The sequence below is a fragment of the Candidatus Poriferisocius sp. genome, assembly GCF_965204015.1.
Taxonomy (GTDB): Bacteria; Actinomycetota; Acidimicrobiia; order Acidimicrobiales; family Bin134; genus Poriferisocius.
Genome location: NZ_OZ241965.1, coordinates 1,541,832 through 1,560,390, shown reverse-complemented (window position 1 = coordinate 1,560,390; position 18,559 = coordinate 1,541,832). Strand labels below are relative to the sequence as shown.

At 66.5% G+C, this 18,559-nt stretch carries 20 protein-coding genes and 1 tRNA gene; 16 read left to right on the top strand and 5 right to left on the bottom strand.

Features of this window, described 5'->3' with window-relative positions; all coding sequences use genetic code 11:
- Positions 1 to 11: 11 nt before the first annotated feature.
- The gene (gene dut / locus ACOGJC_RS06840) at positions 12 to 449 is read left to right on the top strand and encodes a dUTP diphosphatase (RefSeq protein WP_419847760.1); all 438 of its coding nucleotides are present in this window, start codon (positions 12 to 14) and stop codon (positions 447 to 449) included.
- 23 nt (positions 450 to 472) lie between these two features.
- Here dut and ACOGJC_RS06835 read toward each other — a convergent pair whose 3' ends face one another.
- Entirely contained in the window at positions 473 to 835 is a 363-nt protein-coding gene (locus ACOGJC_RS06835; protein ID WP_419847759.1) for a hypothetical protein, read from the bottom strand.
- Positions 836 to 948: 113 nt separating this feature from the next.
- Between ACOGJC_RS06835 and ACOGJC_RS06830 the strand changes: the two genes are divergently transcribed.
- Positions 949 to 1,728: an aspartate dehydrogenase gene (locus tag ACOGJC_RS06830; protein WP_419847758.1), complete on the top strand. Its 780-nt coding sequence runs from the start codon at positions 949 to 951 to the stop codon at positions 1,726 to 1,728.
- Positions 1,729 to 1,737: 9 nt separating this feature from the next.
- Entirely contained in the window at positions 1,738 to 3,006 is a 1,269-nt protein-coding gene (locus tag ACOGJC_RS06825) for an ammonium transporter (RefSeq protein WP_419847757.1), read from the top strand.
- Positions 3,007 to 3,061: 55 nt separating this feature from the next.
- On the opposite strand, the gene ACOGJC_RS06820 is transcribed toward ACOGJC_RS06825, so the two are convergent.
- Positions 3,062 to 3,823, bottom strand: a complete 762-nt coding sequence (locus ACOGJC_RS06820) for a hypothetical protein (RefSeq protein WP_419847756.1) — start codon at positions 3,821 to 3,823, stop codon at positions 3,062 to 3,064.
- 32 nt (positions 3,824 to 3,855) lie between these two features.
- A tRNA-Lys gene (locus ACOGJC_RS06815) sits at positions 3,856 to 3,931 on the bottom strand.
- A 25-nt stretch (positions 3,932 to 3,956) separates the two neighbouring features.
- Here ACOGJC_RS06815 and ACOGJC_RS06810 point away from each other — a divergent pair.
- Complete coding sequence (locus tag ACOGJC_RS06810) at positions 3,957 to 4,157, top strand: hypothetical protein (protein WP_419847755.1); 201 nt, start codon at positions 3,957 to 3,959, stop codon at positions 4,155 to 4,157.
- Positions 4,158 to 4,181: 24 nt separating this feature from the next.
- On the opposite strand, the gene ACOGJC_RS06805 is transcribed toward ACOGJC_RS06810, so the two are convergent.
- Positions 4,182 to 4,778, bottom strand: coding sequence for a histidine phosphatase family protein (locus ACOGJC_RS06805; RefSeq protein WP_419847754.1), 597 nt, complete (start codon positions 4,776 to 4,778; stop codon positions 4,182 to 4,184).
- A 70-nt stretch (positions 4,779 to 4,848) separates the two neighbouring features.
- Between ACOGJC_RS06805 and ACOGJC_RS06800 the strand changes: the two genes are divergently transcribed.
- From ACOGJC_RS06800 to cobA, 10 genes are all read left to right on the top strand, one after another.
- Positions 4,849 to 5,085: a MoaD/ThiS family protein gene (locus ACOGJC_RS06800; protein WP_419847753.1), complete on the top strand. Its 237-nt coding sequence runs from the start codon at positions 4,849 to 4,851 to the stop codon at positions 5,083 to 5,085.
- A 52-nt stretch (positions 5,086 to 5,137) separates the two neighbouring features.
- On the top strand, positions 5,138 to 6,352 hold the full coding sequence (locus tag ACOGJC_RS06795) for a glycosyltransferase (protein WP_419847752.1): 1,215 nt from the start codon (positions 5,138 to 5,140) through the stop codon (positions 6,350 to 6,352).
- The gene (locus ACOGJC_RS06790; protein WP_419848208.1) at positions 6,349 to 6,804 is read left to right on the top strand and encodes a YbjN domain-containing protein; all 456 of its coding nucleotides are present in this window, start codon (positions 6,349 to 6,351) and stop codon (positions 6,802 to 6,804) included. The genes ACOGJC_RS06795 and ACOGJC_RS06790 overlap by 4 nt, the downstream gene beginning before the upstream one ends.
- 151 nt (positions 6,805 to 6,955) lie before the next feature.
- The gene (gene proC, locus ACOGJC_RS06785; protein WP_419847751.1) at positions 6,956 to 7,750 is read left to right on the top strand and encodes a pyrroline-5-carboxylate reductase; all 795 of its coding nucleotides are present in this window, start codon (positions 6,956 to 6,958) and stop codon (positions 7,748 to 7,750) included.
- 89 nt (positions 7,751 to 7,839) lie between these two features.
- A complete protein-coding gene (locus ACOGJC_RS06780) occupies positions 7,840 to 8,034 on the top strand; it encodes a helix-turn-helix domain-containing protein (RefSeq protein ID WP_419847750.1) in 195 nt (64 codons plus the stop codon).
- A gap of 37 nt (positions 8,035 to 8,071) precedes the next feature.
- The gene (locus ACOGJC_RS06775; RefSeq protein WP_419847749.1) at positions 8,072 to 8,935 is read left to right on the top strand and encodes an SAM hydrolase/SAM-dependent halogenase family protein; all 864 of its coding nucleotides are present in this window, start codon (positions 8,072 to 8,074) and stop codon (positions 8,933 to 8,935) included.
- Positions 8,936 to 9,034: 99 nt separating this feature from the next.
- Positions 9,035 to 9,670, top strand: a complete 636-nt coding sequence (locus tag ACOGJC_RS06770; protein ID WP_419847748.1) for a precorrin-2 dehydrogenase/sirohydrochlorin ferrochelatase family protein — start codon at positions 9,035 to 9,037, stop codon at positions 9,668 to 9,670.
- An 18-nt stretch (positions 9,671 to 9,688) separates the two neighbouring features.
- On the top strand, positions 9,689 to 10,939 hold the full coding sequence (locus tag ACOGJC_RS06765) for a glutamyl-tRNA reductase (protein WP_419847747.1): 1,251 nt from the start codon (positions 9,689 to 9,691) through the stop codon (positions 10,937 to 10,939).
- A 10-nt stretch (positions 10,940 to 10,949) separates the two neighbouring features.
- The gene (gene hemC / locus ACOGJC_RS06760; RefSeq protein ID WP_419847746.1) at positions 10,950 to 11,810 is read left to right on the top strand and encodes a hydroxymethylbilane synthase; all 861 of its coding nucleotides are present in this window, start codon (positions 10,950 to 10,952) and stop codon (positions 11,808 to 11,810) included.
- A 31-nt stretch (positions 11,811 to 11,841) separates the two neighbouring features.
- Entirely contained in the window at positions 11,842 to 13,320 is a 1,479-nt protein-coding gene (gene cobA / locus ACOGJC_RS06755; RefSeq protein WP_419847745.1) for a uroporphyrinogen-III C-methyltransferase, read from the top strand.
- A gap of 84 nt (positions 13,321 to 13,404) precedes the next feature.
- On the opposite strand, the gene ACOGJC_RS06750 is transcribed toward cobA, so the two are convergent.
- Positions 13,405 to 13,773, bottom strand: coding sequence for a hypothetical protein (locus ACOGJC_RS06750; protein WP_419847744.1), 369 nt, complete (start codon positions 13,771 to 13,773; stop codon positions 13,405 to 13,407).
- Between the two features lie 105 nt (positions 13,774 to 13,878).
- Here ACOGJC_RS06750 and ACOGJC_RS06745 point away from each other — a divergent pair, with 105 nt between their 5' ends.
- Both ACOGJC_RS06745 and ACOGJC_RS06740 read left to right on the top strand, forming a co-directional pair.
- Positions 13,879 to 15,978, top strand: a complete 2,100-nt coding sequence (locus ACOGJC_RS06745; protein ID WP_419847743.1) for a hypothetical protein — start codon at positions 13,879 to 13,881, stop codon at positions 15,976 to 15,978.
- A 433-nt stretch (positions 15,979 to 16,411) separates the two neighbouring features.
- Positions 16,412 to 18,391: a hypothetical protein gene (locus ACOGJC_RS06740; protein ID WP_419847742.1), complete on the top strand. Its 1,980-nt coding sequence runs from the start codon at positions 16,412 to 16,414 to the stop codon at positions 18,389 to 18,391.
- Positions 18,392 to 18,559 lie beyond the last annotated feature (168 nt).

Genomic DNA, 18,559 nt, shown 5'->3' with positions numbered 1-18,559 from the left:
GTGTCACCGCCGTGTTGGAGATCCCCATTGTCCGAAGCCGTCCTGACCTGCCTTTTCCCCGCTACGCCACTGAAGGTGATGCCGGCGCCGATCTGGTGGCCAGCGAAGATGTGGAGCTGCCACCAGGCGGCGGCCGGGGGCTGGTGCCCACCGGCACCTACATCGCCATCCCCGAGGGTTATGCCGGGTTTGTCCAGCCCCGCAGCGGTCTGGCTTTGCGCCACGGTGTCACCTGCTTGAACACGCCGGGGTTGATCGACTCCGGTTATCGCGGCGAGCTGAAGGTGCTGTTGGTGAACACTGATCCGGTTGAGCCGTTCCTGGTTCGCCGGGGCGAGCGGATCGCCCAACTCGTGCTGCAAAAGGTGGAGCAAGCCGACTTTGTCGAGGTGGAGGAACTGCCCCCGTCTTCCCGGGGGTCGGGTGGATTCGGCTCCACCGGTCGATGAAGACGGCCCACGCCAGTATTGATTCAGACCGACTTCTGCAACCAGATGCGATGCTCGTCGGGGTCGAGTTTCCACGAGTCAATCAGCGATCCGGCGGTTGACTCGAACCGGTCGATCCTGTCGTGGGGGATCGGCTTGCAGTTTTGCTGCTCTATATGGGCTTCGACGGTCACGATTCCGGCTTTGCTCTGAAGGTCGAAGGCCAATGAGCCGCCGGGCTGCTCGGGGTCGAGCAACAGCAGCACTGCCTCGTTGATGGCCTGGCTGAGGTGGGCGATGTCACCGGGGGAGAAGCCCAGGTGGGTAGCGGCGTGGACAACGGCTATGTCGGCCATGCGGCTGTATTCAGGAGCCGCCGGCAACCGAACTCGCACGTCACCGTTCACGTTGCTCAGCCTGCCACGTTGCTGAGCGTTACGCAGCCCATCTCGACAGGCTACCAACCAGGGGTGAATAAGGAGGCGAGAGTGCCGACTGTCGCAACCGGTATTGTGACTCGATGCTTCGAGTCGGCCTGATCGGTTGCGGTGCCATTGGCTCGGTGGTGGCCCGGGAACTGTCGGCGGGGGCTATCGACAAGGTGGAGTTGACTGCGGTTTTCGACCTGGTTGTCGACCATCCCTTAGGGGTGCAAGATCGCGATTCCCTGTTGTCCCGATCAGACGTGGTGGTAGAAGCGGCTGGCCACGGAGCCCTTCGAGAGCACGGAGTGGCGGTGAGAGAAGCAGGAACCGACCTGCTGGTGGTGAGCATCGGCGCCTTGGCCGACGAAGATCTGGAATCTCGGTTGCGCCAAGCCGAAGGTGGGCGCCTTTTTCTCTGCACAGGGGCGATCGGCGGCTTGGACATCTTGCGGGCCGCCATGCTCTTCGGGCCGCTGGACGACGTGGCCATCACCAGCACCAAGCCCGCGGCCGCGCTGAGTCGACCATGGATGGAAGATGATGTGCTGAATGCCCTGGCCGACGGGTCCAAGCCGGTGACGGTGTTCAATGGCCCGGCCCGGGAGGCCTGTAAGCGCTTCCCGGAATCGGCCAACGTGACGGCCACCTTGTCGCTGGCCACGGTCGGGTTCGATCAGGTGCGGGTGAAGATGGTGGGTGATCCCGATGCCACCGGGGTGCGACACGTGGTGCGCGCCTCGGGGGAGGCGGGTACCTATGAGCTTTCGTTCGAGAACGCCGCTTCTCCCGACAACCCCCGTACCAGTGCGGTCACCGCCTATTCGGTGTTACGAGCGCTGACCGATCTACGTCGGCCTCCAGTGTCTTTCCTCTAAGCTTCAGCAATGGTAGAGCTCCCAGATCAATTTGTTTTTAACACCTTCGCGTTCTTGATTTGGGGTGCGCTGGTGATGTGGATGTGCGCGGGCTTCACGATGCTGGAGTCCGGCGCGGTTCGCACCAAGAACGCCTCGATGATCTGCCTCAAGAACATCGGCATCTACTCCATCGCCGGCTTGGCCTACTTCATCGTCGGCTACAACATCATGTACGTCGATGTGGGCGACATCTTCGGCTCCTTCGAGTTCCTCTACGGAGCGTCGGGGGCCGAGAAAGCCCTGCTTGATGGGGACTTAAGCGCCGTCGGAAGCGTGGTGGACAACGGGTACGCCGTGATGTCTGACTGGTTCTTCCAGATGGTCTTCGTGGCCACCGCCGCATCCATCGTGTCGGGGGCCATTGCCGAGCGCATCAAGATGTGGTCGTTCTTCGCGTTCACCCTCATCTTGACTGCATTCATCTACCCCATCGTGGGCTCCTGGACCTGGGGAGGCGGCTGGCTGGCCCAGGAGGGCTTCCAAGACTTCGCCGGCTCTACCATCGTCCACGGTACCGGTGGTTGGGCGGCGCTGGCCGGAGTGCTGGTGGTGGGCCCTCGCCTGGGTAAGTTCAAAGCCGACGGCAGCGTGAAGTCGACTCCGCCCTCCAATGTGCTGGTGGTGACGTTGGGTGTGTTCATCCTGTGGCTGGGCTGGTTCGGCTTCAACGGGGGCTCCCAGCTCGCCCTGGGCACACCGGGCGATGCGGTGGCCATGACCATCGTGTTGGTCAACACCAATCTGGCCGCGGCGGCCGGTGTGATCGCCGCCCTGGCCGTCTCCCGTTCGATCTTGGGGAGGATCGACCTCTTCGCCGGGCTGAACGGGGCCATCGCCGGACTGGTCGCTATCACCGCCGGTCCTACCATGGTGGATCACTGGTGGGCGATGATCATCGGCGCCATTGGCGGTTTGCTCTGCACCATCGCTATCAAGGTGCTGGAAATTGTCAAGGTCGACGACGTGGTCGGCGCCATTCCCGCCCACCTCGTCGCCGGCATTTGGGGAACCCTGGCGGTGACCATCGCCGCCGGCGGCCGATTTCACATTCAGCTTCTGGGCATCGTGTCGATCGGGGCCTTCGTGTTCATCGCCTCGCTGGTGGTGTGGAAGGTGCTGGACATGGTGATGGGCCTGCGGGTGTCAGCCGAGGTCGAGCGCATGGGCCAAGACGTGGCCGAACTGGGAATCGAGGCCTACCCCGAATTCGTGCTGATGCCCGAAGAACTGGACTAAGACTCCAGGTCCGATGAATCCCGAAGAGCTGGACTCTTAGTCCAGCTCGGGTAGATCAGGTGCAGGGTTCGGCTGGTGCCACCGCGGGAAGCCGGCCGGCCCGCATAGAGGTTACCGTGGCGCCGTCGGTCTCAAAGATGACCCGGTAGTCGACATCTGTTTCGTCAACCGGGACGTATTGGATCGAGTTGCCGCTGCCGTCGGCATAGGGGGAGACCACCAGTCGAGCCCCGAACAGCTCGTGGAGCTGGGCCTCGGTGCTGCCCACGCTGGCCCCCGAGCGGGTGGTGATGCTCGGGTTGGTGATGTCGACCCGCTCGATGGAGCTGTTGTAAATGGTGACCACCACGCCCGCGGGCCCGTTGGCCGGGGCAAGCAGGTAGCAGCGGGGAGTGCCGTCTTCGGGGCCGCCGGTCCACCGGGTGGGGAGCAACTCGCCTGCCTGGTCGGGGGTCATGCCGAAGAACATCGCCCCGAGTCCCGCGGTGGTGAGCTTGTCGGCGCTGCTGAACGCCGGATTGCTGAAGTCGATGGGCTCGGGGCGCTCCAGCGGTTCGCCTGTGGGCTCGGGGGCTTCGGTGGGCTCCACGACGGGGGCTGGTGTGGGCTCATCGACGGGATCCGGTGCGGGCTCCTCGTCGCCGGGCTCCTCGTCGGAAGGTGTGTCGTCTACTGGTGCCGGTGTGGTCGCCGGTGCAGGTTCCTCCGCGACGACGGTTGCCGTTGGTTCGGTTTCGGCTTCCGGTTCGGCGTCATCGTTGCCGCAGGCTGCGAGCAACAGAGCGAAGGTGGCGAACAGAGCAATCAAACGATGCATGCCATCAGCGTAGTACCAAGAGCGGCATTAAGTGGTAGGCCGCCTGGGACTCGAACCCAGCACCTTGAGATTAAAAGTCTCCTGCTCTACCTGATGAGCTAGCGGCCCGGCGCAACTGTATCGCCCTGAACCGATGGTGTGGCCGGTAATATGCCCCACGGTGGAAGCTTGGGAAGCATTGCTCGACGACGTGGAGAGCGGCCTGATCGACGTAGAAGGAGTGCTGGCCGACCTCGACGATCTCGATGCCCTGCGGCTCCGCGTCCAAGCCGCAGTCGACGATGGAAGCATCGACCGTCGCCCGGTGCTCCAGCGCTGTGCTGGATTGATCTAGAGCGCTTCGCTGGGCTGAATTGATCTAGAGCAGATCGGCCGCGGGCACTTGGATATCCACGCCTTCGAGGGGGTGGACTCGCGCTCCGGCCACTAGTTGTCCATTACTGATGGTCACCCATCGGCCGCTCATGTTTGTGACCCGGCTGGGGGGGCAGCCCAGATGGGCCTCCAGCGAATAGATGACCCCTCCGTGGGTGACCACCACCGCCGTTCGGTCGCCGACCAAATCGGCCAGTCGGCTGATGCCGGCCAAGATCCGGGCCAGCAAAGCGTCGTCTTGTTCCCATCCCGGCGGTCGTCGCCCGTCTTCCAAGAAGCCGGGATACCGCTCTTCAATCTGAACTCGGGTCAACCCGGAGAATTCTCGTACATCCCGCTCAATCAGCTCGGGGACTGGTATCGGCGGGTCGCAGCCCATTGCCTCAGCAATGATCTCCGCGCTCACCCGGGATCGTTGCAGGGTGGAGGTGGCCACGACGTCAACTGGCTCGAGCCGGGCTGCCGCGGCGGCCGCCTGCTGGCGGCCTAATTCCGACAGCGGGGGATCGGCCTGACCCTGCCAGCGCCGCAACGCATTCCATTCGGATTGCCCGTGGCGGATCAACAGCAGACGAGACACGGCTCAAACGGTAATGCTCACGTCATTTCGGACTGCGGTAGTGGCGAAGGATTCCCGTACAATTCTCTTCATGGCCACGCTGCGCCTGTTCGCCCATGTCAGGGAGGCGGCTGGCACCGGGCGAGACGAGGTGCCCGGGGCCACCGTCGACCAAGTGCTCGCCACTGCGGTGGATCGCTACGGCGCGGCGTTCGCCGACCAGCTTCAGATTTGTCGGGTGTGGCTCAACGGAGAGCCCGTCACCGGATCGGAGCCAGTGGCGGATGGCGACGAGGTAGCGGTGTTGCCTCCGGTTTCTGGGGGTTAGGGTCTCGTGCCAATGACGCAGAAGGTAGTGCCATGGGGGCGAGGGCCTGGCCATGACTGAGAACGTGGCGATTCTATCGCTCCACACCTCGCCGCTGTCTCAACCGGGGATCGGGGATAGCGGGGGTATGAACGTCTATGTCCGAGAGATGGCTGCGGCACTGGCTCACTCCGCCAGCGAATGCCGGGTGTATGTGCGCCGGGGGCAGAAGGGCCTGCCCGATGAGGTGGCCATTGAACCGGGTGTAACCGTGGTCCACGTCGACGCGGGGCCCGCTGATTTGGACAAAGAAGACCTTATCGATGTGGTGGACGAGTTTGCCGACGGCATCATGGCCGACATCCGACGGCATGGGGCCCCCGACATCATTCACGCCAACTACTGGCTGTCGGGGGTTGCCGGTCACCGGGTCAAACACGTGATCGGGGCGCCGTTGGCCGTGACCTTTCACACGCTGGCCCGGGTAAAGGCAGCCACCGGCGATCCCGAGTCGGAGCACCGGGCCCAGGCCGAGACCGATGTCATCGGCTGTGCCGATGCGGTCATCGCTTCCTGCGAGCCGGAGGCCCAGCAACTGCGAGAGTTCTACGACGCCCCCTCTGAGCGGATTGAGCTGGCCCCGCCCGGAGTGGAGCATGCGCTGTTCTCCCCGGGCGATCGAGATGGCGCCCGCTCGGCTCTAGGCCTAAACAGCGGGCCGGTGTTGTTGTTTGTGGGGAGGATCCAACCGCTGAAGCGCCCCCTAGTGGCGGTCGAGACATTGGCCCGGCTAGAGCGCGAGGATGCTCGCTTGTTGGTGGTTGGGGGTCCAAGCGGCGCGGAGGGAGAGGTTGAGCTTCAGAGGCTAAAGGATCGAGTTCAATCTCTGGGGTTGAGCGAACAGGTTTCATTGGTTCCACCCCGTCCTCACCATTGGCTGTCTACGTATTACCGGGCCGCAGATGTTGTTCTGGTGCCCAGCCGAAGCGAGTCCTTCGGGTTGGTGGCCCTTGAAGCCGCGGCCAGCGGAACTCCGGTGGTGGCTGCCCCCGTGGGAGGCTTGCGGTCGATAGTGGACCACGGTCGTACTGGGTTCCTGGTAGACGACCCCACACCGGAGGCGTTTGCTGCTCAGGTGGCCGCATTGATCGACAACCCGCTGCTATCCGCAGAGATGGCCATGGACGCGGCCGAACGGGCTCGAACGTTTTCTTGGGCCGCCATGGCCCATTCGCTGCAAACCACCTATCGGAGGGTCCAGTCCAGAGTGCTTGTCGATTGCACATGATTCTGCGGGCCGATGAGTTAGCCGCTTTGGAGTCAGACATCGATGCCTGGCTGGAAGATCAGCTCCAGACCAACCCAACCGTGCTGACCGTGGACCGGGGCGAACCCGGCCAGCGTCGCTGGTATGTGCGGATGGTGGGGGAGGAGAAGGCGGTGTCCACCGTTTGGTTCACTCTCGGCCAGCGTCTCTTGCACTGCGAGTGCTACTTCATGCCCGCACCCGAGGAGAACGAAGGCCGGCTGTACGAATACCTGTTGCGCCGCAACCGCGAGCTGGCCGGTTTGCGGTTCGCCATCGGCGTGGAGGACGCCGTGTTCCTGGTCGCCGAGCTGCCGGCCCATGCAGTCACCGAAGCGGAGATCGACCGGCTCTTGGGGTCGTTTTATGCCTACTCCGAGCGGTGGTTCCGGCCCTGCATGCGGATCGGCTACGAGACCCGGTTCAAGGGTTAGGAATATCACTATATATTAGTTGATTTCAATGTGTATGAAGTGCAATTGTTTCGTAGGAAACTCCTGGTCGGTGGGAGGGATCGGGGAAGTCCACCCACCGGCCGGAGTTTTTGTCCGCCAATGAATGCCGTTGGCCTGCTATAGCAGTGAGGTGGCACTTCGACTGCAACTGATTGGCGGGGGACGCATGGGTGAGGCCCTGCTCGGCGGTTTGCTGGCCGGTGGGTGGGCCCAGCCCGGCGAGCTGGCCGTTGTGGAGAAGATCTCAGAACGGCGAGCTGAGCTGACGGACCGCTTCCCCGAAGTAATAGTGGCCGAGCACCCCGTCGAGCGGGCTGATGCCGTGCTGGCGGTGAAACCCGACGACGCCGCGGCTGCGGGCGCCCGCCTCCGAGCGGCCGGGGTTGACCGCGTGCTCAGCATCGCGGCCGGCGTTACCACCACAGCCCTCCAAGCAGTGCTCGATAATGGTGCCCGGGTCATCAGGGCCATGCCCAATACGCCGGCGCTAGTGGGCGCGGGCGCGGCGGCGATCGCGGCGGGCAGTCACGCCACCGAAGAGGATCTGGCTTGGGCCGCTGGCATTCTCGAGGCGGTGGGCACGGTGGTGGTATGCGATGAGCCGATGCTGGATGCGGTCACTGGACTATCGGGTTCGGGACCGGCCTATGTGTTCTGGTTGGCGGAGAGCTTGATGGCCGCCGGAGTTGAGGTCGGACTGTCCCCCGACATGGCCGATTCCCTCACCCGCCAGACCATTTTGGGGGCGGCCCGACTGCTGGTTGAGTCGGGCGAACTTCCCGCCGATCTGCGGGCCGCAGTGACCTCCCCGGGCGGGACCACCGCCCGGGGCATCGCGGAGTTGGAAGCCCGCGGGACGGCGGGTGCATTTGTCGCCGCGGTACGCGCTGCCACCGAACGGAGCCGTGAACTGGGGAAATCCTGAGCTGTTCCCCGCTTGCCGAGCGGGGTGGCACTCGACAGGCAACGCCGCGTAAGGTGAGCCAACCACAGCGGAGTGAGGGGTGTGTTGGTATGGCAAAGCCTGAGGGGCGGGAAAAACTCATGACCGTGGCGGAGGTTGCTGCCCTCATGAGAGTCTCAACGATGACGGTCTACCGACTGATCAAAGCCCGAGACTTACCGGCTGTGAGGATCGGCAAGTCGTACCGTTTGCGCGAAGGCGACGTCGACCGCTACTTGGCCAGTCGTTACACCCAGGCAGGCTGACCCTGCCGAAGGGTTTCTCCGCAGCGCTTGGCAGGCAATGACGCTGCGCTACGACACCATCTCCTTCTTGTCCGACTACGGCTTGGCCGATGAGTTTGTCGGGGTGGTGAAGTCGGTCATCCGTTCGGTGGCCCCCGAGGTGGTGGTGGTGGACATCACCCACGACATCTCGCCCCACGATGTCCGAGGCGGAGGCTTGGCCTTGGCTCGCAGCGCCCAGTACCTGATGCCCGGCGTTGTGCTGGCCGTGGTCGACCCCGGCGTGGGCAGTGACCGGCGAGCGGTGGCAGTAGAGGTGGGCGATGGCACCTCGGTGTTGGTCGGTCCCGACAACGGCTTGCTGGCCCCGGCCGTGGCCATGGTCGGCGGGGCGTCTCGAGCGGTGGAACTCACCGCCGAGCACTACCACCTCGCTTCCCTCGGCCCGACGTTCGCGGGGCGCGATGTGTTTGCTCCGGTGGCTGCCCATCTGTGCCGGGGTGCTGACCTCGCTGATGTGGGGACGCCCATCCCGGTGCACTCCCTCACACCGGGGGTCGTGCCGGTCAGCCGGGTCGACGGCGAACGGGTGCTGGCCGAGGTGTTGTGGATTGACCGGTTCGGCAACGTGCAGCTCAACCTTGATCCTGCTGACATCGAACCACTGGGCAATGAGTTGCGGCTTACGGCCGGCGATGTGGGACGCAACGCCCGTCGGGTCGGCAGTTACAGCGATGTGGGCGGTGGCGATCTCGGGGTGCTGGTAGACTCCTACGGCTTGGTAGCCGTTGCTGCCAACCGGGGTTCAGCCGCCATGGAGTTGAACTGCGTGGAGGGAGACGCCATCACCGTCGAATCCGGCGGATCTGGGTTGGCCACCCCGGTCCAGTTGCAACCCAGACCATCAGAGGCACGGGAATGAGACCAGGAACCACCATCGCGATCTCCATCTTGTTGGCGGCGATCCTCATCGCCGCGGTCATCCAGCTGTTCGTGCTGGCCCGCTGAGCTGCCACCGGCCATGCCCATCGAGGAGACCCTCTACCCGGTGAACCTGCGGGTTGCCGGCCACCGCTGTCTGGTGGTGGGCGGAGGACAGGTGGCCCTGTCCAAGGTTGAGGGACTGCTGGAAGCCGGGGCGGTGGTGGATGTGATCGCCCCCGATGTGGTTCCCGAACTGGACGCCCGCCCCGATGTCACCGTGCAGCGCCGCGCCTACCGCTCCGGCGATGTGGCGGGCTATCGGCTGGTGATTGCGGCCACTGGCTGCCAAGAGGTAAACGCCGAGGTATACCGCGACGGTGAGTCGGGCGGAGTGTGGGTGAACAGCGCCGATGATCCGGAGCACTGCTCGTTCACCCTGCCCAGCCGACTGCGCCGGGGACCGCTGATGGTGACGTGCTCCACCGGCGGCCACAGTCCGGCCTTGTCACGATGGTTGCGCCAGCGCCTGGAAGACGAGATCGGCCCCGAATACGAGACCCTGTTATGCCTGCTCAGCGAGGCGCGGGAGCGGATTCGGGCAGCGGGGATGTACACCGAGGGCCTGGCTTGGCAAGATGTACTGGATTCGGGGATGCTGGAGTTGATCCGCTCCGGCGAAACCGGACAAGCGCAAGCAAAGATCGACCGCTTGGTCGACCACACCCTGATGTAGGCGAGAGTCTGGCAAAACGTGTCTGTACTGGCGATAGGCCTCAACCACCGATCAGCACCGCTCGGCCTTCTCGAGCGGATGACCATCGACGAGTCGAGCTTGCCCAAGGCGCTGGCCGACCTGATCGGGCGTGATCACGTTTCCGAGGCCGTGGTGCTGTCTACCTGCAACCGCATCGAGGTCTACGTCTTCGCCGAGACCTTCCACGGGGCCTTCCAGAACGTGCGGGACTTCCTGTCGGAGACCGCCCATGTCCCCCCCGAGCAGTTCAGCGATGCGCTCTACGCCCACTACGAGTCGGATGCCGTGTCGCATCTGTTCTCGGTGGCCTGCGGTTTGGACTCCGCCGTGCTCGGCGAGAACGAGATCCAAGGTCAGGTGAAGGGCGCGTGGGAGACGGCCCGGTTGGAGGGCACCTGCGGCACCTCGTTGAACTCCCTCTTCCGCCACGCGGCAGAGGTGGGCAAACGGGCCCGCACCGAGACGGGGATCTCCCAGCACATCACTTCGGTATCCCACGCCGCAGTGGCCCTGGCCGCCGAGCGGTTGGACGGGTTGAACGGCCGCCGCTTGATGGTGCTCGGGGCCGGCGATATGGGTGAGGGCATGGCGGCCAGCCTGGCCAAGAGCGGGGCGGCCGAAGTTGTGGTGGCCAATCGCACCACCGGCCGGGCCGAGGAACTGGCCCAGCGCATCGGTGGCCGGGCCGTGGGCCTCGACGAGATGTCGGCCGATTTGGCGGTGGTGGATGTCCTATTGACTTCCACGGGGGCGTCTTCGCTCATCCTGGAGCATTGCGATGTGGCCGAGATCATGGCCCAGCGGGCCAATCGTCCGCTGCTGATCGTGGATGTCGCGGTGCCTCGTGACGTGGACCCTGCCGCCGGCGAACTCGACGGGGTGACGCTGCTGGACATGGACGATCTGCGGGCCTTCGCCGATCGGGGTCTGCGCGAGCGCCGGGCCGAGTTGGACCGGGTGCGCAGCATCATCGACGACGAGGTGAGCCGCTACCTGGACTACAGCTCGGCTCGAGAGGCGGCGCCCTTGATAGCCGCCTTCCGGACTCGGGCCGAGATTCTGCGCAAAGAGGAGCTGGATCGCCATGCAGCCGGATTGTCTCCCGCCGAGCGGGATGCGGTGGAGGCGGCCACTCGGGGACTCGTGGGCAAGCTCCTCCATGAGCCCACCGTCAGGCTGAAGGACGCCGCCGGATCGCCCCGTGGCGATCGGCTGGCCGAGGCACTCCGGGACCTGTTCGATCTCTAGAATCAATCCCATGCTGCGCGCCGCCACCCGGGGGAGCGCCTTGGCCCGGTGGCAAACGGCCCACATCGCTGAACTGCTGGGCCGCGCCGCCGATGTCGAGCCTTTGCTGGTTGCCACTTCGGGCGACCGATTGGCCGACGAGCCCATTTCGGCCATCGGCGGCAAGGGAGTCTTCGTCAAAGAAGTGCAGGCCGCCGTGCTCGACGGCCGAGCCGACATTGCCGTCCACTCGGCCAAGGATCTGCCCGCGGCCACCCCCGAGGGTCTGGTGATTGCCGCGGTGCCTCTCCGGGCCGATCCCCGAGACGCGCTGGTCGGCTGTCGCCTGGCCGATCTGCCCGAAGGCGCACTGGTGGCCACCGGCTCAGCTCGTCGCCGAGTGCAGCTTCGAGGGCTTCGCCCCGACCTGCGATTCGCCGAGCTGCGGGGCAACATCGGCACCCGGCTGGCCAAGGCCGCCGATTTTGACGCAGTGGTGATCGCCCAGGCCGCACTGGAACGCCTGGGCGAGCACCCCCCGGTAGTCGACGTACTGAGCTGCGAGACCATGGTGCCCCAAGTGGGCCAAGGCGCCCTGGCGGTGGAGTGCCGAGAAGACGACCACCAAGTCCGCGCCTTGCTGGCCGCCATCGAAGACCCCACCACTCGTCGGGCGGTGGATGCCGAGCGGGCTTTTTTGGCAGCTCTGGGCGGCGACTGCACGCTGCCTGCCGGCGCCCACGCCCACGTTGAGGGCGACACGCTGGCCATGCGGGCCGTGCTGGCCGACGGCATCGACGGCCGGTGCCACACCGTGGTGGGCGAAGGAGAAGACGGGGAGGCCCTGGGCCAGGAATTAGCTGGCAAGCTCTTGCAGGCGGTGGCCCGATGACTGTCATTATCAAGCTGGCTTGGATAGCCCGATGACCGTCTATCTGGTTGGTGCCGGGCCGGGCGATCCCGCGCTGTTGACCCTGAGGGGGGCGGAGGTGCTGGCCGGCGCCGATGTGGTGGTGTACGACCGGCTGTCGGTGACCTCGCTGCTCGATCTGGCGCCGGCCGATGCCGAGCGCATCTCGGTGGGCAAACAGCCCGGCGGACCCCGAACCTCCCAGGACGACATCAACGCCCTGCTGGTGGCTCGGGGTCAGGCCGGCCAGCAGGTGGTGCGCCTCAAGGGCGGCGACCCCTTCGTGTTCGCCCGGGGCGGCGAGGAGGCTGCCGCCCTGGCCGCCGCCGGCGTCGCCTTCGAGGTCGTCCCCGGCATCACCTCGGCGGTGGCGGTTCCCGCCTACGCCGGCATTCCCGTGACCATGCGGTATTCCTCCACATCGTTCACCGTGGTCACCGGCCACGAAGATCCGGCCAAAGGGGAGGGCTCGGTCAACTGGGAGGCGGTTGCCGCCCTCGGTGGAACGGTGGTGGTACTCATGGGTGCAGCCCGCTGTCGCCCGATCTGCGACCGTCTCGTGGCTGCGGGCATGGCCCCCGACACGCCCGCCGCCGCAGTGCAGTGGGGCACCCGCCCCAGCCAGCGCACGCTGCGGGCCACCCTGGCCACCCTGGCCGACCTCGATCCCCAGCCGCCCGCCACCATCGTGATCGGCGAAGTGGCCGCCGCCGATCTGGCCTGGTACGAGAACCGGCCCCTGTTCGGCCACCGCATCGTCGTGACCCGGGCGCAGCCCCAGGCCGCGGGGCTGGCCGCTGAGCTTCGCCGAAGGGGAGCGGAGGCCATCGAGCTGCCGGTCATCGCCTTTGAGCCCCCTGAGGACCTCGACCGCCTAGAGAAGGCCGCAGCCGAGGTTGGCACCTACGACTGGTTGGTGCTCACCTCGCCCACCGGTGTGGCCCGGTTCTTCGAGCAGCTTCCCGATGCCCGAAGTCTCGGAGGCGTGAAGGTGGCCGCCATCGGCCCCGGAACCGCGGCGGCGCTGGCCGAGCGCAACGTGGTGGCCGACCTGGTTCCCGAGCAGTACGTGGCCGAAGCCCTGCTGGAAGCCCTATCTGATGAGGTTGAGCCTGATGAGGTTGGGCCCGAGGGTCCGGGCCGTGTGCTCATCCCCCGAGCCGAGACCGCCCGCGACGTGCTGCCCGATGGTCTAGCCGCCGCCGGCTGGGATGTCGACGTGGTTCCCGCCTACCGCACCGTGGCCCCGGCACCCGATCCCGCCGCCGCCGCCCTGTTGGCCGATGCCGAGGTCATCACCTTCACGTCGTCGTCCACCGTCACCAACTTCGTGGACTCCTATGGTGCCGACATCGTGCCCGAAGTGGTAGCCACCATCGGTCCGATCACGTCGCAAACCGCTCGCAGTCGGGGCCTAGAGGTCGCGGTGGAGGCCTCCGAGCACACCGTCGACGGCCTGGTCTCCGCCCTGGAGGACTTCTTCACCCGCTGACGTCGTAGCTTGTGGGACTGTCAGGGAATTTTGTGTAACGGGCCGTGATGGTGTTCAAGTTGCCGGGCTGTCTCGGCGCGGGGTTCATGCGGCTTTGGCGTCGTCATCGGGGGTGGGGGGCGGCCAGCGTTTGAGATAGCCCTCCATATGGGCGAGGCGCTCGCGCACCTCTCCCAGGCCAGTGGTGGTCTCGCGGTGGTTCTTGTCGATCAATTCGCGGTTCTTCTCGATGGCTTGGTGGCTGTCGCGGCGGAGTTGGTCGATGGCTTCGCGGTTCTTCTCGATGGCTTGGTGGCTGTCGCGGCGGAGTTGGTCGATGGCTTCGCGGTTTTCGCGGCTGGTTTGAGTGATGAGGTTGCGGGTTTGGATACTGTGCTTGTGCTGTTGACGCATGTTGGCGGCAACCAAGGCGAGGACTGGGCCGAGCACGGCGGCGAGGGCGGCAGGGTCCATGAGTGAGATGCTACACGTCGTTGTGGGTGAGTGCAACTATATTATATCACATTGTTTTTCAGATAATTCTCGTTGAGGTGGTTTTTGGGGAAATCGGGGGTCGCGTTGAAAACCGTTGCCGTTCCCGTTCCCAACGCCCCCACCAAACCAAGGGACACCCACAGTCTGCGCAATACCCGGGGAGGTTCAGGCGGTGTTGGGGCGACGGTGGAGCCTGGTGGCGGTGTTGGGGCGACGGTGGGGCCTGAGCCGGTGGTGTCGGAGCCGGTGGTGTGTTATCCGGGTTTGGGGCGTTTGGATGCGCCGGGCGGGGTGTTTGTCGATATTGCGGTGAGCACGTTGGCGAGTTGCGGGGTCCGCGTTGGCGGGGAGTTGGTGTGCTGGGGCGAGGAGTCGGCGGAGTCGGCGTGGTGGTGGAGGGTGGTGAGGGGAGCGCCGGTGCAGTGGGAGTTCTCCCAGGTGGAGCTGTGGAGCAGCGAGGGCGACGACGACTACGGCGTGCGCCCCAACGACTGGCCTTGGTATACCGGCTATATCGGGGGGGAGCATGCGTGCGGTTTGCGCTCCGATGGGGTTGTGGTGTGCTGGGGCCAGGAGTTTTTGGGGCTGGGCGACGCGGTGGCGGTAGCGGTGGACGATGGCGGTTATCCGCTGGTGTGGGAGTTGCGGGCTGGTTCTGATGGGCCTGGGGAGGGGTTTGTGGACATCGCCGCGGGCGAGGGCGGGGTGTGCGGTTTGCGAGCCGGCGGGTCGGTGGTGTGTTGGGATGGGCGGCGCTGGGCTGATGTGGGGGTGCCGGGCGGGTTGTCTGGTTTGGTGGTGGGGGACGGCCAGGTGTGCGGGGTGCGTTCTGGGGCGGGGTTCGGGTGCTGGGCTTCTTTGTCCTCTGGTGTGGGGGCTTGGCAGCCCGAGGGCAGTTTTGTAGATGTGGCCGCGCCTGGCGGGCTCGGGTGCGGGCTGCGCCCCGGCGGAGAGGCAGTGTGCATAGGTTTGCGCTTTGGCGGTGCGGGGTGGGTTGAACAGCCTCTGGGGGAACTGTTCTCTCAGCTGACTGTGAGCGCAGGTCGGACCACATACGCGTGCGGGATTCGAGGCGATGAGGAGGATGGCGGGGAGGTGGTGTGTTGGGGTTTCCATCTCTGGGGCGGGGCCGATCCGCCTGCGGGCGAGTTCGTGGAGGTGGTTGCTGGGTTTGACGACACTTGCGGGGTGCGTGTCGGCGGCCAGGTGGTGTGCTGGGGCCATGTGGGCAGTGCCGAGGCCCCGCTGGACGGGTCGTTCGCCCAGGTGGCGGTGGGCCGCATGTTTGTGTGCGGGCTTGGGGCCGACGGTGTTGCGGTGTGCCGGGGCTACGACGCGAAGTCGTGGGAGCTGGCTGCTGACGATCCGGCCAACAAGACAGTCTGGAGCCCGCCGTACCGGTTCCCCGCCGATGGCCTCGTCGAGGTCTCGGCCTTTGGGGACATGGTGTGCGGGCTTGGGGCCGACGGTATTGCGGTGTGCTGGTTCCCGCAGTGGGATCAGGAGCCGGTGGAGGTGCCCGGCGGCGGGTACGTGTCGGTGTCGACGTCGAGTCTGCACGGCCACGGCGTGGTGTGCGGGCTTGGGGCCGATCGCGCTGTCGGGTGCTGGCGTTACCTCGCCGATGGGCCCGGCTGGGTTGGGATGGCCGTCCCGGCGACGGGGTTCGCGGCCCTCGACGCCCAAGGCCCCTGCGGAATCGCCGCGACAACCGGGGAAATCGCGTGCTGGAAGCACGCCGCTTCGCCCCAGCAGCCTGCCGGCGCCGGGCCGCTGGCCGCGGCATCGGTCGGCGGCGACCGCGGCTGCGGCATCGGATCTGCCGAGCGGTCGCTGGTGTGCTGGCACACCTACACACAACAAACCCTCGATTTGGGCGAGGGGCTCACCGGCGCGTTCTCAGACGTGGCGGTGGCCCCCAACGGGTCGGGATGCGCGATCCGCGCCGACCAGACCCTGGGATGCTGGGGGGACTTCGCCGCGCTTAACAACGCCCCCTCGACCGAGCCGATCGCGCCGCCCGGCGGGGAGTTCGCCCAACTGGCCGTGGCCCGCCACCATGCGTGCGCGATCGGCGTGGGCGGGGACGCGGTCTGCTGGGGCCACGACCACGACGGTGCCGACGCTTACTACCGATACATCGCTTACTTCGACGAAAACGATTTGATGCCCGTCGCTGACTGAGTGGCCCCGGCTTCATACGGCACAGGCCGCCCCGCGATTTGGCGCAGTCTGGTCGGGGGGGCCAGCATCTGGGCTGACTGTGAGTGGATGGTGTTGGAGGGGTGTCGGGTTGGGCGGCTGGCGCAAGCTGGCGGTGGTTCGTTTTGTTCTTGCGGGTAGGGCGCGGTGGCCCAAATCTGGCAGGGCGGGGTCTGGCGGGGTCCGCTGGGGAGGCCAGGTGATGTCCGGCGGCGTTCGGTGGTGCTGGGCGTTTGGCCAGATGCGGTCCGGCTTTCGATGTGGGCCAGGGGCCATGGCAGGGGGTTCACCGCACACGGCGCCTGGCCGCGGTCGGGACGGAGGGGCCCTGCACCCCTGCCTGCTGGGCGCGGGCGGCCGGCGCGGCAAGGCTCCGAGGCCGCGGGGGCTGTTTCGGGGGCTGCTGGCAGGAGCTTTGGTCTGTGGTCTCGCGCTGGCTGGCTGCGCCGGCGGCAGCCCCGATCCCGTGGCCGGCGAAGCGTCGGGGCCGCAGTCTTTTGGCCTCACCCCGGCTCCTCGGGCCGGGACCGGCGAGCCGGATGCGGGGGCCGGTGTGCCTGCCGCCGGGCTTCCAGACCCCGCAGGCGCAGGTGCTCTCGATGGCGGCGGGGCCGCGGAGCCGGATGCGGGGATGGATTATGGCGATTATCAGGTGTGGTTTACATGGGCGGTGATGAGGCATCCGGCGGGGGAGTTCGAGAGCGTGTCTGTGTCCGATTACTCCGCTTGCGGGGTGCGCGTCGGCGGCCAGCTGGTGTGCTGGGGCGAGGAGCGGGGGCGCGGGCTTCCGGTGGGGGAGTTCGCCCGGATCTGGGGTGACGGAGCCAACGGGTGCGCGTTGGAGGTGGACGGCTCTTTGGCGTGCTGGCCTTCCGGCTTGCCTTCCGGCTTCAGGCCAGAAGGCGAGTTTGTGGATGTGACTGCCTCCTGGTCTACCGGTGTGAAATGCGCGGTGCGCGTCGGCGGAGAGGTGCAGTGCTTTGTCGCCGAGGGCAGCGATTGGCTGGAGGTGCCCGACGGGGAGTTCTCCCAGGTGACCGCGAAATTGCGGGTGTGCGGGCTGACCGTCGGCGGCGAGCTGGTGTGCTGGGGAGACCTCTGGAGTGGCGACTTGGCGAGCCGTTTGAGGGTCAGGGTGTTCGAGAAGGTGTCGGAGGCGGGGGCGGTCGGGTGCGCGGTGAGCGGCCGCGGCGAGCTGGAGTGCTGGAGCGGGTATTACCCGCTGGGAGTCGGGGTCAATTTGAGGAGGGAGCTTGGGATCGAGTTCAAGTACCTCGATGTCTCGGTTGCGAATCCGGGGGTGTGCGTGCTCAGCGCCGACGGCGACGCGGTGTGCAGGGGGACAGGCGTCGATGTTGTCGACACGGATAGGGTTGGGCCCTTTGAGCAGATCTCGGCCAGCGGCGGCGTCGTGTGCGCGCTGCGCGTCGGCGGCGGGGCGCAGTGCTGGGGAGAGCGGCCCGGCCGCGGTGCGAACAGCGGGCCAGGCGACTGGGAGCGGCCCGCCGGCGAGTTCGCCCAGGTGGCGGTGTACGCCGGGAACGGGGCCTATGCCTGCGGTGTCCGCGCCGACACCGCCGTGGCCTGCTGGGACCACCGGGGAGGGGGCGGCTGGGATGATGTCGGGCCGATGGGCTGGATGGCGGCGAAGCCCGACGGGGCGGGTTTCGCCGCGGTGGCGGTAGCCGAGTCCAGGGCCTGCGCGCTGGAAGCCGGCGGGGCTGTGGCCTGCTGGGGGGCGCCCGCCGACAAAGCCGCCCAAGACAACAACAGCGCCGTTTGGTCGCCGCCGGGCGAGTTCACCCAGATCACCGCGACCGGCCAACGCGGCCGCGGGAGCTTTTGCGGCCTGCTCGCCGACGCGTCGCTGCTGTGCTGGTCGGAGTCCGACGATCTGACCGCCCACGACGTGGAGTGGGCCCGCCTCGGAGGGGGCTGCGGCCTTCGCCCAGGCGGCCAGATCGAGTGCCGCGCCCACGTACACCGCGACCTGCCCCCCGACGGGACCGGGCCGCTGGCCCGCGCCGCCCACGGCCGGCTGGAGACCTGCGGCATCCGCCGGGCCGACTCGTCCATCGCGTGCTGGGAGAACCGATCCGGCCTGCCCACAAAAGCGCCCCCCGGCGCCTACACCCACATCGAGGCGTCCAACTCCAGCGGCTTCTGCGCCATCGCAACCGACGCATCTCTGGCCTGCTGGGACAACAGGTCGCACACCTACCACCCTCAAGCACTCGAAGAGCGCCAAATGCTGCTGGACGCCCCCAGCGGCCAGTTCACCGAAATCGCAGTCGGCAACGACCACGCGTGCGCGATCCGAACCGACAAAACCCTGGCCTGCTGGGGGCCCGCCGGCTCGTACTACACCGTAACCGCCGAGCCATCAGCCCGATAAGAGATCGAAGGACTCGAATGAACAGACCAAACCAAACCCCCACGCATACCCCGCCACAACCGCCCAAACAGCCAAAAGAAACCGCCCCGGCATCCCAAAAGACAACGACGACGACCAGAAACCGGCCCCTCGCCGCCGCGGCGTTGGCCGCAGGGTTGCTGGCCTCCT

What these genes read in the sequence shown, in the direction of transcription:
- ACOGJC_RS06830 (WP_419847758.1), top strand. Translation starts at nt 949, where the DNA reads ATGCTTCGAGTCGGCCTGATCGGTTGCGGTGCCATTGGCTCGGTGGTG.
- ACOGJC_RS06820 (WP_419847756.1), bottom strand. Translation starts at nt 3,823, where the DNA reads ATGCATCGTTTGATTGCTCTGTTCGCCACCTTCGCTCTGTTGCTCGCA.
- ACOGJC_RS06750 (WP_419847744.1), bottom strand. Translation starts at nt 13,773, where the DNA reads ATGGACCCTGCCGCCCTCGCCGCCGTGCTCGGCCCAGTCCTCGCCTTG.
- cobA (WP_419847745.1), top strand. Translation starts at nt 11,842, where the DNA reads ATGACCGTCTATCTGGTTGGTGCCGGGCCGGGCGATCCCGCGCTGTTG.
- ACOGJC_RS06770 (WP_419847748.1), top strand. Translation starts at nt 9,035, where the DNA reads ATGCCCATCGAGGAGACCCTCTACCCGGTGAACCTGCGGGTTGCCGGC.
- ACOGJC_RS06775 (WP_419847749.1), top strand. Translation starts at nt 8,072, where the DNA reads ATGACGCTGCGCTACGACACCATCTCCTTCTTGTCCGACTACGGCTTG.
- ACOGJC_RS06795 (WP_419847752.1), top strand. Translation starts at nt 5,138, where the DNA reads ATGACTGAGAACGTGGCGATTCTATCGCTCCACACCTCGCCGCTGTCT.
- ACOGJC_RS06790 (WP_419848208.1), top strand. Translation starts at nt 6,349, where the DNA reads ATGATTCTGCGGGCCGATGAGTTAGCCGCTTTGGAGTCAGACATCGAT.
- ACOGJC_RS06800 (WP_419847753.1), top strand. Translation starts at nt 4,849, where the DNA reads ATGGCCACGCTGCGCCTGTTCGCCCATGTCAGGGAGGCGGCTGGCACC.
- ACOGJC_RS06825 (WP_419847757.1), top strand. Translation starts at nt 1,738, where the DNA reads ATGGTAGAGCTCCCAGATCAATTTGTTTTTAACACCTTCGCGTTCTTG.
- ACOGJC_RS06810 (WP_419847755.1), top strand. Translation starts at nt 3,957, where the DNA reads ATGGTGTGGCCGGTAATATGCCCCACGGTGGAAGCTTGGGAAGCATTG.
- hemC (WP_419847746.1), top strand. Translation starts at nt 10,950, where the DNA reads ATGCTGCGCGCCGCCACCCGGGGGAGCGCCTTGGCCCGGTGGCAAACG.
- ACOGJC_RS06780 (WP_419847750.1), top strand. Translation starts at nt 7,840, where the DNA reads ATGGCAAAGCCTGAGGGGCGGGAAAAACTCATGACCGTGGCGGAGGTT.